At 71.4% G+C, this 13,018-nt stretch carries 10 protein-coding genes and 1 pseudogene; 6 read left to right on the top strand and 5 right to left on the bottom strand.

Annotated features, from left to right (window positions below; all coding sequences use genetic code 11):
* The first annotated feature begins 17 nt into the window (after nt 1-17).
* Nucleotides 18-599: a nicotinamidase gene (locus tag AB0J36_RS20115; protein ID WP_357173027.1), complete on the top strand. Its 582-nt coding sequence runs from the start codon at nt 18-20 to the stop codon at nt 597-599.
* Between the two features lie 40 nt (nt 600-639).
* Nucleotides 640-1,889: pseudogene (locus AB0J36_RS20110) on the top strand (MFS transporter).
* Between the two features lie 531 nt (nt 1,890-2,420).
* Here AB0J36_RS20110 and ctaD read toward each other — a convergent pair.
* Nucleotides 2,421-4,178, bottom strand: a complete 1,758-nt coding sequence (ctaD, locus tag AB0J36_RS20105; protein ID WP_357127703.1) for a cytochrome c oxidase subunit I — start codon at nt 4,176-4,178, stop codon at nt 2,421-2,423.
* 130 nt (nt 4,179-4,308) lie between these two features.
* Nucleotides 4,309-5,415, bottom strand: coding sequence for an FAD-dependent monooxygenase (locus tag AB0J36_RS20100; RefSeq protein WP_357127706.1), 1,107 nt, complete (start codon nt 5,413-5,415; stop codon nt 4,309-4,311).
* A 298-nt stretch (nt 5,416-5,713) separates the two neighbouring features.
* Between AB0J36_RS20100 and AB0J36_RS20095 the strand changes: the two genes are divergently transcribed.
* Entirely contained in the window at nt 5,714-6,838 is a 1,125-nt protein-coding gene (locus tag AB0J36_RS20095; protein WP_357127709.1) for a cellulose binding domain-containing protein, read from the top strand.
* A 110-nt stretch (nt 6,839-6,948) separates the two neighbouring features.
* Complete coding sequence (locus AB0J36_RS20090) at nt 6,949-8,490, top strand: SulP family inorganic anion transporter (RefSeq protein ID WP_357393652.1); 1,542 nt, start codon at nt 6,949-6,951, stop codon at nt 8,488-8,490.
* A gap of 103 nt (nt 8,491-8,593) precedes the next feature.
* On the opposite strand, the gene AB0J36_RS20085 is transcribed toward AB0J36_RS20090, so the two are convergent.
* The 3 genes from AB0J36_RS20085 to AB0J36_RS20075 all read right to left on the bottom strand — a co-directional run bounded on the left by AB0J36_RS20085 (nt 8,594) and on the right by AB0J36_RS20075 (nt 10,629).
* A complete protein-coding gene (locus tag AB0J36_RS20085) occupies nt 8,594-9,559 on the bottom strand; it encodes an N-acetylmuramoyl-L-alanine amidase (RefSeq protein WP_363660980.1) in 966 nt (321 codons plus the stop codon).
* Nucleotides 9,559-9,714 carry a hypothetical protein gene (locus tag AB0J36_RS20080; RefSeq protein WP_363660979.1) on the bottom strand — a complete coding sequence of 52 codons (156 nt, stop codon included), beginning with the start codon at nt 9,712-9,714 and terminating at the stop codon, nt 9,559-9,561. The genes AB0J36_RS20085 and AB0J36_RS20080 overlap by 1 nt, the downstream gene beginning before the upstream one ends.
* A 126-nt stretch (nt 9,715-9,840) precedes the next feature.
* Complete coding sequence (locus AB0J36_RS20075) at nt 9,841-10,629, bottom strand: aldo/keto reductase (RefSeq protein WP_355051899.1); 789 nt, start codon at nt 10,627-10,629, stop codon at nt 9,841-9,843.
* 94 nt (nt 10,630-10,723) lie between these two features.
* Here AB0J36_RS20075 and AB0J36_RS20070 point away from each other — a divergent pair, with 94 nt between their 5' ends.
* Together AB0J36_RS20070 and AB0J36_RS20065 are read left to right on the top strand one after the other, a co-directional pair.
* Nucleotides 10,724-11,773, top strand: a complete 1,050-nt coding sequence (locus tag AB0J36_RS20070) for a DNA polymerase ligase N-terminal domain-containing protein (protein ID WP_357127721.1) — start codon at nt 10,724-10,726, stop codon at nt 11,771-11,773.
* 14 nt (nt 11,774-11,787) lie between these two features.
* The gene (locus AB0J36_RS20065; RefSeq protein WP_357173007.1) at nt 11,788-12,978 is read left to right on the top strand and encodes a threonine synthase; all 1,191 of its coding nucleotides are present in this window, start codon (nt 11,788-11,790) and stop codon (nt 12,976-12,978) included.
* The last annotated feature ends 40 nt before the right edge of the window (nt 12,979-13,018 follow it).

Below are 13,018 nucleotides of genomic sequence, written 5' to 3'. Positions count from 1 at the left end.
CCTCGAAGGGACCCCCGATGGCCAACGCGCTGATCATCGTGGATGTGCAGAACGACTTCTGTGAGGGCGGCTCGCTGGCCGTCCCGGGTGGGGCCGGGGTGGCCGCCGGGATCTCCCGGCTGCTCGCCAGCGAGCCGGGCCGGTGGCGGCACGTGGTCGCCACGAAGGATTACCACGTCGATCCGGGGGCGCACTTCGGCGATCCGCCGGACTTCGTGGAGTCCTGGCCGCGGCACTGCGTGGTCGGCACCAGCGGCTCGGAGTTCCACCCGGAGCTGGAGACCGGACGGGTCGAGGCGATCTTCCACAAGGGCGAGCACGCCGCCGCGTACTCCGGCTTCGAGGGCCACGCCGACGACGGCGAGTGCCTGGCCGACTGGCTGCGCCGGCACGACGTGGACACCGTCGATGTGGTCGGCATCGCCACCGACCACTGCGTCCGCGCCACCGCGCTCGACGCCGCCCGGGAGGGCTTCGCCACCACGGTCCTGCTGGAACTGACCGCCGCGGTCGCCCCGGAGACCACCGACGTGGCGCTGCGCGCGATGGACGGCGCCGGCGTGGTCCTGCACGGTGAGCCTGTGATCAGGGCCGCATGAGGCGCTAATTGGTTGGCCAACGGTCCGCGACCCGTCGAGGATGTCGCCGGAGGTACGGACCAACGTGAACATCAAGCCTTACCGGACCGCGCTCGCCCTGCCCGGCCTGCGGTCGCTGCTGCTGGTCGCCGTCTCGCCCGCATCCCGCTCACGGCCACCGGGGTCACCCTGACCTTCCACGTGGTGCTCGACCTCGACCGGGGTTACGGCGCGGCGGGCCTGGTGGGCGCCGCCATCACGATCGGCGCGGCGATCGGCGGCCCGCTGCTCGGCCGCCTGGTCGACCGGCGCGGCCTGCGTCCGGTGCTGGTCCTCACCGGGATCGCCGAGGCGGTGTTCTGGGTCACCGCGCCCTCGCTGGCGTACCCGCTGCTGCTGCCGGCCGCCTTCGTGGCCGGCTCACTGGCCCTGCCGATCTTCTCAGTGGTCCCCCAGTCGATCGCCGCGCTGGTCCCGGAAGATCAACGGCGGCCGGCGTACGCGCTGGACTCCATGTCCGTCGAGCTGTCCTTCATGATCGGTCCGGCGCTGGCGGTGGCCCTGGTCACCGCGATCTCGGCGCAGACCACCATGTACCTCGTCGGTGGCGGCATCGTCGCCGCCGGGGCCGCGCTGTGGCTGCTGAACCCGCCGATTCGGGGCGCGGCCGAGCCGGTCGGCCCACCACGCCAGGTGTCCCGCCGGGAGTGGCTGACGCCCCGGCTGCTCGCCGTACTGGCGCTCAGCACCGCCGCCACCCTGGTCCTCGGGGGTACCGACGTCGCGGTGGTCGCCGTCCTGCGGGCCAGCGGCGAGGCCGGCTGGACCGGCGTCGTCCTGGCCGGCTGGGCGATCGCCTCCCTGGTCGGCGGCTTCGCCTACGGGGCCGTGCACCGCTCGCTGTCGCCGCTGGCGCTCACCGCGGCGCTCGCGCTCTGCACCATCCCGGTCGGGCTGGGCGGCGCCCACTGGTGGCTGCTCTCTCTCGCGCTGATCCCGGCCGGCGCGCTCTGCGCGCCGACCATCGCGGCCTCCGCCGACGCCGTCAGCCGGCTCGCCCCGGCCGAGGTACGCGGTGAGGCGATGGGCCTGCACGGCTCGGCCGTCACCGTCGGCATCGCGGTCGGCGCGCCACTCGCCGGCGCGGTCATCGACGCCAGCGCGCCACTGTGGGGCTTCGTGGTGACGGGGGCGCTCGGCGCGCTGGTCACCCTGATCGTGCTCCCCATCGAGCTGCGCCGCCGTCGCAACGCCACCACCCACCCCCCGACGACACCAACCGAGCAGGAACTAGCCGCCACAACCCGCTAGCACCCGGCACCCCCCGCACCCCGGCACCCCCGCACGCCCCGCACCCCGGCACCCCGCACGCCCGGCACCCCGCACGCCCGGCACCCCGCACGCCCGGCACCCCGCACGCCCGGCACCCCGGCACCCCGGCACCCCGGCACCCCGGCACCCCGGCACCCCGGCACCCCGGCACCAAGATCCGCGCAACTTACCTGATGTTGCTGCTTCGAGAGCGCGGGAAGCAGCAACATCCCTGATGTTGCGCGGATCTTGCCCTTGAGTGCGCTCGCGAACAGGAAGCCCTGCCCCTCCCCGCGCCGATCTTGCACAAACTGTCGCCGTTTTGCCCACTTCGCCCCTTTGGCCGCGACAGAAAGTGCAAGATCGGCGCGGAGCGGGGTGCGGCGCGGGTGCGCTGGGCCGAGCGACGCGCGGAGTGCGCGGGGCTGGGCCGAGCGACGCGCGGAGTGCGCGGGGCTGGGGGGTAACGCGACGGGCGCCGCTCCCGGTGGTCCCGGGGGGCGGCGCCCGTCGTGCTGGTTCGGTCGAGCGTCAGTGCCGGTCGAGGTTGCTGGCGGTGTCCTCGGTGTAGGTGGCGCCGCCGTCCGACTCGCTGGTGAGCGGCTTGGCGCCACCCTCCGGCGGGCCGGCCACACTCTGGCCGGCGGCCAGCTCCGGGAACTTCGCGTCGAACGCCGGCCGCTCGGAGCGGATGCGCGGCATCCGGTCGAAGTTGCGCAGCGGCGGCGGGCTGCTGGTCGCCCACTCCAGCGAGTTGCCGTGACCCCAGGGGTCGTTCACCTCGACCACGGGACCGGTCTTGTACGACTTCCAGCAGTTGTAGATGAACGGCAGCGTGGAGATACCGGTGATGAACGCGCCGATCGTGGAGATCGTGTTCAGCGTGGTGAACCCGTCGCCGGGCAGGTAGTCGGCGTACCGACGGGGCATGCCCTCGGCGCCGAGCCAGTGCTGCACCAGGAAGGTGGTGTGGAAGCCGATCATGGTGAGCCAGAAGTGCACCTTGCCCAGGCGCTCGTCGAGCATCCGGCCGAACATCTTCGGGAACCAGAAGTAGATGCCGGCGAAGACCGCGAACACGATGGTGCCGAAGAGCACGTAGTGGAAGTGCGCCACCACGAAGTACGAGTCCGACACGTGGAAGTCGAGCGGCGGGCTGGCCAGCAGCACGCCGGTGAGACCACCGAAGAGGAAGGTGACCAGGAAGCCGACCGCCCAGAGCATGGGCGTCTCGAAGCTGATCTGGCCCCGCCACATGGTGCCGATCCAGTTGAAGAACTTCATACCGGTGGGCACCGCGATCAGGTAGCTCAGGAAGCTGAAGAACGGCAGCAGCACCTGGCCGGTGGCGAACATGTGGTGCGCCCAGACGCTCATCGACAGCGCGGCGATGGAGATGGTCGCGGCGACCAGGCCCTTGTAGCCGAAGATCGGCTTGCGGGAGAAGACCGGGATGATCTCGCTGATGATGCCGAAGAACGGCAGCGCGACGATGTACACCTCGGGGTGCCCGAAGAACCAGAACAGGTGCTGCCAGAGCATCGGCCCGCCGGTGGCGGGGTCGTACACGTGGGCGCCGATCATGCGGTCTGCGGCGAGCGCGAACAGCGCGGCGGCCAGCAGCGGGAAGACCAGGATCACCAGGAGGCTGGTGACCAGGATGTTCCAGGTGAAGATCGGCATCCGGAACATGGTCATGCCGGGCGCGCGCAGGGTGAGCACCGTGGTGATCATGTTCACCGCGCCGAGGATCGTGCCCAGGCCGGAGATAGCCAGACCCATGATCCACATGTTGGCGCCGACGCCGGGCGAGTTCTCGACGCTGCTCAGCGGCGAGTACGCGAACCAGCCGAAGTCGGCGGCGCCGCCCGGGGTGATGAAGCCGGCGGTCGCGATCGTGCCGCCGAACAGGTACAGCCAGTAGGCGAAGCTGTTCAGGCGGGGGAAAGAGACGTCGGGCGCGCCGATCTGGATCGGCACGATGTAGTTCGCGAAGGCGAACACGATCGGCGTCGCGAAGAACAGCAGCATGATCGTGCCGTGCATCGTGAAGAGCTGGTTGTACTGCTCGGGCGACAGGAACTGCAGCCCGGGTCGGGCCAGCTCAGCCCGCATGATCAGGGCCATCACGCCACCGATCAGGAAGAACACGAATGCGGTGATCATGTACATGATCCCGATCTGCTTCGCGTCCGTGGTTCGCAGCAGCCGCGCGATGGCCGACCCCTTGACCGGCTCCCGGACCGGCCAGGGCCGGGTCACGACCGGCTTGGGTGCGACGGTGGTCACGAGTGGCCTCCGGTTCTCGGTTGTCCCGCTCGGCTCACGCTGTTTATCGGCGGGCCGTCATCCGCAAGGAGGATAGTCCCCGGCAGGTCGCAGCGCCGCGTGGGGTGGCGTGACACGATCTACAACGGGCCTACAGCGGGCCGACCAGTAGCCGGTAGTGCTCCCCGAAGATCCGGCCGCCGCGTCCGCGCAGCAGCGGGTCGCGCAGCGCCGGCGGGACGTCCCGGGTCCGGTTGCGGTCCCGGGTCCGGTCGGCCACCCATCGGGTACGCGGGCGACGACGACTCTCGTACGCCATCAGCGCCGCCTCGACGCTGCCGGCCGCGCGCAGTGATTCGGCCAGCACCACGGCGTCCTCGAGGGCCATCGCCGCTCCCTGCGACAGGGTGGGCGCGGTGGCGTGGGCGGCGTCGCCGACCAGCAGCACCCTCCCCCGGTGCCAGCGACCCAGCTCGACCTCGTCGGTGATCCCGACGTCCACCCGGTCGAGTGTGTCGAGCACCTCGGGCACCGGGCCCCGGTAGTCGGCGAAGAGTTCCCGCAGCCGGGCCAGCGGGTCCGCGGGCGGCTCGGTGCCCACCTCGTCGGCGTAGCAGTGCAGCCGGCCCTCCCCGATCGGCACGAGCAGCAGGCCGCAGCGCTGCCCCAGCAGCGCGGTCCAGTCGGTGACGGCCGGACCGTCGCGCAGGACGGCCCGGTAGACGACGTGCCCGGCCGGGCGGGGTGGCCCGCCGAGCGCGGCCAGGGTCCGGACCGACGATCGCGGTCCGTCGGCGCCGATGACCAGGTCGTACTCGGTGCGGGTGCCGTCCGTGAAGGTGACGCCGACGGCGCCCGGCAGCAGCTCCAGGGTGCGGACCTCGGCGCCGTGGCGGACGGCGCCGCCGGCGCCGCTGAGCAGGACCCGGTGCAGGTCGCTCCGGGGCAGCGCCCGGCACTCCCCGACGCCGGCCCAGAGCGCGTCCAGGTCGACCTGGCAGAGCGGGGCCCCGGAGGCGTCGAAGAAGCGCTGCCGGTGGATCACCTGCCCGAGCGGGCGGACGGGATCGTGCAGGTCCAGCCGGTGCAGCGCGCGGGCGGCGTTGCCGGGCAGGTAGAGGCCGACATCGGTCGACTCTCCCGCCGGCAGCTTGTCGGTCACATCCGGCCGGAAGCCCGCCAGGCGCAGGGCCCGGGCCACGGCCAGGCCGGCGATGCCCGCGCCGACGATGAGGATGCGCAGGGGGGAGCTACGCATGGTGGTGTACGCCTCCGGAGGGGAACGGCACGCGTTGGAGGCAACACGCTACTCGGAGCGATCGACGCACACCAGAGCCGATCGGCCCGGCGCGAACCGCTCGCCGTCGGCCGCTGCCGCTGACCGGGAGGTGGGCTGACAGCCGACCGGAGGGGCATGGCAATCCTCACAATTCGCCAGTTTGACGCATGCGGTTGCGCCACAGTTTCAGACATGTAAATGTGTCGTTGAGCGTGGGAGCGCTCCCGCACCACCCCACCACAGCCGGCGCCCAGCTTGCGCCGAGTCAAGGAGCGTCATGAAGCGTCACCTTCGAGCCCTGGCCGCCGCCGGGCTGCTGCTCACCAGTTCCCTCGTGGCCGTGGCCTTCGGCGGCAGCGCCTCCGCCGACACCCTGATCTGCGAGCAGTACGGCTCCACCGTGATCCAGGGCCGCTACGTGGTGCAGAACAACCGGTGGGGCACGACCGCCCAGCAGTGCATCAACGCCACCAGCAACGGCTTCGAGATCACCACGCTGAACGGCAGCAGCCCCACCAATGGCGCGCCCACGGCGTACCCCTCGATCTTCTTCGGCTGTCACTACACCAACTGCTCCCCCGGCACGAACCTGCCGATCCAGGTGTCGCAGATCAGCAGCGCCACCAGCAGCATCAGCTACCGGTACGTGAGCGGCGCGACCTACAACGCCTCGTACGACATCTGGCTGGACCCGTCACCCAAGCGGGACGGCGTGAACCAGATGGAGATCATGATCTGGCTCAACCGCCAGGGCCCGATCCAGCCCATCGGCTCGGTGGTCGGCACGACGAACCTGGCCGGCCGGACCTGGGAGGTCTGGCGCGGCAGCAACGGCTCCAACAACGTCATCTCGTACGTCGCGCAGTCCACGACCTCCAGCCTGAACTTCAGCGTCATGGACTTCGTCAACGACACCCGCAACCGGGGCGCGATCACGAACTCCTGGTACCTGACGAGCATCCAGGCCGGCTTCGAGCCGTGGCAGGGCGGCGTCGGGCTCGCGGTGACCTCGTTCTCGGCCAACGTCAACGGCGGCGGCAACCCCACCAACCCGCCGCCGACCACCCCGCCGCCGGGCGGCACCTCGGGCTGCGCGGTCAAGTACACGGCCAACTCGTGGAACAACGGCTTCACCGCCGACGTGCAGATCACCAACACCGGGTCCAGCGCGATCAACGGCTGGACGCTGAACTACAACCTGCCCGGCGGGCAGACGGTCACCAACGCCTGGAACGCGACGGTCAGCCAGAGCGGATCCGCGGTGACCGCCCGAAACGTGAGCCACAACGGGTCGCTCGCCCCCGGCGGCACGGCCAGCTTCGGCTACCAGGGGACGCTGAACGGGTCGTACTCGTCCCCGAGCAGCTTCTCGCTGAACGGCAGGAGCTGTACGCGTAACTGAGTCGACGGCACAACGGCGGGGCGCGACCGAGCGGTCGCGCCCCGTTCGTGTCCCGGGTGAAAGAATCACGCTTAACTATGCATTAATATTATCTCGGTAGCTTTCGCAAGATGTCGACTTTAGCGTCATTTCGGCACGATATCCCCTCGTCGATCGTGGTCTTCCTGATCGCCATCCCGTTGTCCCTGGGCATCGCCGCCGCCTCCGGAGCACCGCTGCTGGCCGGACTGATCGCCGCCGTCGTGGGCGGGGTGGTCGCCGGCGCGCTCAGCGGAGCGCCGCTTCAAGTCAGCGGACCAGCGGCCGGGCTCACCGTGATCGTCGCGGGCACCATCGCCGAGTTCGGTTTCGCTGGCACCGCCGCGATCGTGACCGTCGCCGGACTGCTGCAGATCCTGCTGGGCATCACCCGCCTCGGGCGGGCCGCGCTCGCGCTGTCGCCAACCGTCGTACACGGAATGTTGGCCGGCATCGGCCTGGTCATCGCGTTGAGCCAGGTGCACGTCGCGCTCGGCGGCGCGCCCCAGAGCTCCGCGTGGGCGAACCTACGTGACCTGCCCGGCCAGGTCGCCGACCACCACGGCGTGTCCGTGCTGCTCGGCGCGCTGACCATCGGGCTGTTGCTGGTCTGGTCCCGGCTGGTCAAGACCACCATGCTGCCGGCGACCCTGGTGGCGGTGGTGGTCACCACCGTGGTGGCGACGGTCCTCGGCGCCGACGTGGAGCGGGTGAATCTGCCCGCCAACCCCTTGAACGCGCTCGCCCTCCCCCGCTGGCCCGACTCGCCGCCGTGGGAGGTCCTCCCGGCAGTCGTCACCATCGCCCTGGTGGCGAGCGTGGAGTCTCTTCTCTCGGCGGTGGCCGTCGACCGCATGCACCACGGCCCACGCGCGAACCTCGATCGGGAGCTCATCGCCCAGGGCGCCGCGAACGCCGTGTCCGGAACGCTCGGCGGCCTCCCGGTGACCGGCGTCATCGTGCGCAGCTCGGCCAACGTCGCCGCCGGGGCACGCACCCGGGCGTCGGCCATCCTGCACGGCGTCTGGATCGCCGGGTTCGTGCTGGCCGGCTCCGCGCTGCTGGAGATGATCCCGATGGCCGCCCTCGCCGCCGTTCTCGTGGTGGTCGGCCTGCGGTTGGTGAGCCTCGCCCAGATCCGTACGTACGCCCGGCACCGGGAGCTGCCCATCTACGTGGTCACCGCGGTCGGCGTGGCCGCGACGGACCTGCTGATCGGGGTCGGGCTGGGCATGGCGACGGCGGCGCTGTTCATGTTGTGGCGGTTGGCCCGCTGCGACATCCACGTCACCGAGCCGAACCCCGGCGCCTGGCACGTGTCGATCACCGGAACGCTCGCCTTCGTCGCCTGCGGACGGCTCACCCGCCGACTCACCGCCCTGCCCCCGGGGCAGCACGTCGACGTCGAGCTGCACCTCGACTATCTCGACCACGGCGCCTACCAGACCATCCGCGACTGGCAGGTGTCCTACACACGGTCCGGTGGCAGCGCGCAGGTCAGCGAGGTGCACGGCTCGTGGCTCCATCGGGCGGGCACCGACGGGCTCGGCACCGGCAAACGCACCGCTCTCTGCGTGACTCGGGGTCGTCGGTCTGCGGAGGCGCAGGGGCCGACCCCGCACCCGTCGGGGTGATGGTCCACTCGGGATCCTTGACGTCGGGGCATCCTCGGACGAGGGACACCCCGACATCCGGGAAGTCGAGTCGATCAAGCCGGGGCGGGGCGCGTCACGCGGGTCAGACCCGGGTGAGGCGTACGGCGTCGGCGATGACCAGGCCCGTCGCGTTGCTCCAGCGACTCACCGCCACCCGGTTGGCGTCTCCGGCGGGCAGGGTGAACGTACCGAGAACGCGCCACTGCCCGCCGGTCGCCCGCTGGTCGACGTAGACCGTGCGGTTGCCGGTGGTGGTGGCGACGATGTACGGGGTGGCGCTGTTGTAGCCGCTGTTCGTCGGCCACCACGCGTCCACCCGGTAGTTGCCGGTCGCCGGAACGTTGAACCGGTACCAGGCCGGGTCGCTGGCCGCGACGGGATCGGCGTAGCGGTAGTCGGCGCCGTACCGCTGGGTGGAGAACGTCGACACACCCCAGCTGGCGCTGGCCGTGAAGCGACCCGAGGTCGTGTTGTCCACGATCGACGACCAGGCCGTGCTCCCGCCGGCCATCTTCGCGGCGACGTCGGCCCGCATCACGTTCAGGTCGATGAAGGACGGGTCGATCTTGCCGGTGGTGCTGGTCTCCCGGTGACCGCGGGCATAGCTGCTGTCCCGACCCAGCCGGGTGAGCACGGCGGCCGTGGCGGCGATCGAGGCGTTGTGCTGCGCGGTCATCATCTGCTGGTCGACGCCGTTGTAGTCGATCTCCCACCCGATCATCAGGGTGTTGCCGTCACCCGCGGGGATGGGTCCGCTGCCGCCGCTGACGCCGGCGTGGTTACAGCGGCCGGCGGAGATCACGTGGAAGACGCCGTTGTAGTCGACGAGGGCCTGACAGAGCGGGCCGGCCAGGTCGGAGCGACCGTTGATGCAGATGCCCAGCGCCGGGTGCGGGTTGCTGGCGCTGGAGGTCGAGGCGGTGTGGTGCCAGAGCACCCCGATCGGGTCGAAGGAGCCGGGCCGCATCCGGTTGAGCCAGTCGCCTTCGACGACGACCTGGACCCCGGCGGCGCGCAGCACGTCCACGAGCCACGGGATGGTCGCCATCAGGAGTCCTGCAGCAGGTCGGCCAGGCACTCGGCCTTCGGCGCGGCGCTCGCCGGTGCGGGTCGGACGGCGAGGGTGGTCAGCGCGGCGGCCACCAGGGCGGGGATGCCGAGCACCCCACGACGGCGCAGACGAATGGACGGTGGTCGGGCCATGGCGATCCTCCAGCTGAGGCGGGTGGGGAACGGATCGACGGACGTGATGACGGCACGCTATACCGTCACACGCGTCAATGTCGATACCCTTCACCTGCCACCCGAAGCCTGAAGGATTCCGCCGTTTCAGGCGTCGCCGAGCGCGTCGATGTCGCGCATCTCCTCCGCCGTCAGCGAGAAGTGGAAGACGTCGAAGTTGGCGGTGATCCGCTCCGGCGTCACCGACTTGGGGATCACCACGATCTCGTGGTCGATGTGCCACCGCAGCACCACCTGCGCCGGTGAGACGCCGTGCGCCGCGGCGATCCTGGTCAGCACCGGATCGCTGAGATCGCTGGTCTTGAACGGGCTGTACCCCTCCAGCACGACGCCCCGGTCCCGGTGCTCGGCGTGCCGCTGCCGGTCGTACAGCGCGGGACTCCACCGGATCTGGTTGACCGCCGGGTTCTCCTCGGTCGACTGGATCAGCTCATCGATCTCGCTCGTGCTGTAGTTGCTGACCCCGACGGCCCGGGTCAGGTTCTCGTCCCGGGCGGCCAGCAACTCCCGCCACAGCGGGATGCTGTCGGCCGCCGACGACGGTGGCCAGTGGATCAACCAGAGGTCCACCTGGTCGACGCCGAGCGCCTCGAGGCTGGCCTCCAGGGTCTCGCGCTCCCGGCCGATCCGGTCCGGCGGCAGCTTCGTGGTGAGGAAGATGTCCTCCCGACGCAGCCCGCTCTCCCGGACTGCCCGACCCACCTCCCGCTCGTTGCCGTACACGGTGGCGGTGTCGAGGTGCCGGTAGCCGGTGTCGAGCGCGGCCAGCACGGCGTCGTAGCCCGCCTGGCCGGTGGCCTGCCAGGTGCCGAAGCCGAGCAGGGGCATTCGCACGTCACCCGGAAGGAGGGCGGTGGGCTGGTCACGGAGGTCCATGAAGTCCGTTTTACCCCGCCTCATGCCCGGCCGCCGAGCGAATCGGACACTCCGGCGGCCCGCACAAGGGCCCGTTTTGCCGGAGAATGCGGGTGTGACGGACCGGCTGGACGAGTACCGACGCCGGCGCGACGCGGCCCGCACCCCGGAACCCGTGCCGCGGGCGACGCCCCGGCCGGCCGGTGACGACGGCGACCGCGCCCGCTTCGTCATCCAGCAGCACCACGCCCGCAGCCTGCACTGGGACCTGCGGTTGGAGCACGAGGGCGTGCTCGCGTCCTGGGCGGTGCCGCGCGGCCTGCCCCGCGACCCGGGCCGCAACCACCTCGCCGTCCATACCGAGGACCACCCGATGGAGTACCTCGACTTCGCCGGCGAGATCCCGGCCGGCGAGTACGGGGGCGGCCGGATGATCATCCACGACCGGGGCACGTACCGCTGCGAGAAGTGGCGCGACGACGAGGTCATCGTGACGCTCTCCGGCGCGCGCACCGTGGGCCGCTACGCGCTGTTCGCCACCGGTGGCCGGGACTGGATGATCCGCCGCACCGATCCCGCGCCGCCGGGCTGGACACCGATGCCCGAACTGGTCCGCCCGATGCGCGCCACCCCCGCCGCCGGGCTGCCGCGCGACGCCGGCAAATGGGGGTACGAGCTGCGTTGGGACGGGGTCCGCGCGGTGGCGTACGTCTCCGGCGGGCGGCTACGGCTGCTCTCCGAGACCGACGAGGAGATCACCGGCGGGTACCCGTGGCTGCGCGCGATGGCCGAGGCCCTGGCGCCGACCGAGGCGGTGCTCGACGGCGTGCTGGTGCGCATCGACGGCTCGGGCCGGGTGCGTCCGGCACGCCCGACCAGCGGGGGCCGGGTGCCGACCGGCGCGCAGTTCCTGCTCGTCGACCTGCTGTGGTTGGAGGGTGTGAGCAGCGTCGACGTCCCGTACGCGCAACGCCGGGAACTGCTCGATGGGCTGGCGTTGGCCGGTACGCACTGGCAGACTCCGCCGTGGTTCTCCGGTGCCGGCGACGAGGCCCTGCGCACCGGGCGGGAGCAGGGGCTGCCCGGTGTGGTCGCCAAGCGGCTCGACTCGGTCTACGAGCCGGGCGTACGCAGTCGGCGCTGGTTGAGTGTCGACGCGGCCTGACGGCGAGGAGCGACGTGTACCTGACCCACCTGGACTGCCCGCGCTGCGGCTTGGAGTACGCCGCCGACGAGGTACAGAACCTCTGCGACTGCGGTTCGCCGCTGCTGGCCCGGTACGACCTGCCGGCGGTCGCGAAGGCGGTCACCCCGGAGCGCTTCGGCCTGCGCCCAGCCGACCTGTGGCGGTACCGGGAGCTGCTGCCGGTCGCCGACCCCCGGCACGTCACCACGCTCGGCGAGGGTTGGACGCCGCTGCTGCGCGCTCCCTCGTACGGTGCCGAGATCGGCATCGCGGATTTGATGGTCAAGGACGAAGGGCTGATCCCGACCGGCTCGTTCAAGGCGCGGGGCGCGGCGGTCGGCGTGAGCCGGGCCCGCGAGCTGGGCATCAAGCGGATCGCGATGCCCACCAACGGCAACGCCGGGTCGGCCTGGGCAACCTACGCGGCGCGCGCCGGAATGGGCGCCACGATCGTCATGCCGCTGGCGGCGCCGACCATCTGCCGGCGCGAGTGCGTGGCCGCCGGTGCCGACCTGCGCCTGGTGGACGGGCTGATCAGCGACGCCGGCCGGCGGGTGGCCGAGCTGGTCGCCGAGTCGGACGGCGCGATCTTCGACGCCGGTACGCTGCGCGAGCCCTACCGGCTCGAGGGCAAGAAGACGATGGGGTACGAGATCGTCGAGCAGCTCGGCTGGCAGGCGCCCGACGTGATCATCTATCCGACGGGTGGCGGGGTCGGCCTGATCGGCATCCACAAGGCGCTGCACGAGATGCGCGAGCTGGGCTGGGTCGGCGACAAGCTGCCCCGGCTGGTGGCGGTGCAGTCGACCGGCTGCGCGCCGATCGTGCGGGCCTTCGCCGCCGGTGAGTCCCGGGCCCGCCCGTGGGCGGACGCGCACACGGTGGCGTTCGGCATCACCGTGCCGTCGCCGCTGGGTGACGAGCTGATCCTGGCGGCGCTGCGGGCATCAGCCGGCACCGCCGTCGCCGTCGACGACGCCGAGATCCTGACCGACCTGCGGGACTTCGCGGCCCGGGAAGGGCTGCTGCTCTGCCCGGAGGGCGCGGCCTGCCTGACCGCCGCGCGCCAGCTACGCGCCGGTGGCTGGATTCGGGCCGGGGAACGGGTGGTGGTGCTCAACACCGGCGCGGGGTTGAAGTATCCGGAGACGGTCGACGTCTCCGGCGTACCCGTGCTGGCCTGAGCCGGCATCCCGCGCGGCGCGGGATGCCGGCGTGCCGCGC

It is taken from the genome of Micromonospora sp. NPDC049662 (assembly GCF_040675055.1).
Taxonomy (GTDB): Bacteria; Actinomycetota; Actinomycetes; order Mycobacteriales; family Micromonosporaceae; genus Micromonospora.
This window is presented reverse-complemented; position numbering and strand designations above follow the sequence as displayed.

What these genes read in the sequence shown, in the direction of transcription:
- AB0J36_RS20115 (WP_357173027.1), top strand. Translation starts at nt 18, where the DNA reads ATGGCCAACGCGCTGATCATCGTGGATGTGCAGAACGACTTCTGTGAG.
- AB0J36_RS20100 (WP_357127706.1), bottom strand. Translation starts at nt 5,415, where the DNA reads ATGCGTAGCTCCCCCCTGCGCATCCTCATCGTCGGCGCGGGCATCGCC.
- AB0J36_RS20095 (WP_357127709.1), top strand. Translation starts at nt 5,714, where the DNA reads ATGAAGCGTCACCTTCGAGCCCTGGCCGCCGCCGGGCTGCTGCTCACC.
- AB0J36_RS20090 (WP_357393652.1), top strand. Translation starts at nt 6,949, where the DNA reads ATGTCGACTTTAGCGTCATTTCGGCACGATATCCCCTCGTCGATCGTG.
- AB0J36_RS20085 (WP_363660980.1), bottom strand. Translation starts at nt 9,559, where the DNA reads ATGGCGACCATCCCGTGGCTCGTGGACGTGCTGCGCGCCGCCGGGGTC.
- AB0J36_RS20080 (WP_363660979.1), bottom strand. Translation starts at nt 9,714, where the DNA reads ATGGCCCGACCACCGTCCATTCGTCTGCGCCGTCGTGGGGTGCTCGGC.
- AB0J36_RS20075 (WP_355051899.1), bottom strand. Translation starts at nt 10,629, where the DNA reads ATGGACCTCCGTGACCAGCCCACCGCCCTCCTTCCGGGTGACGTGCGA.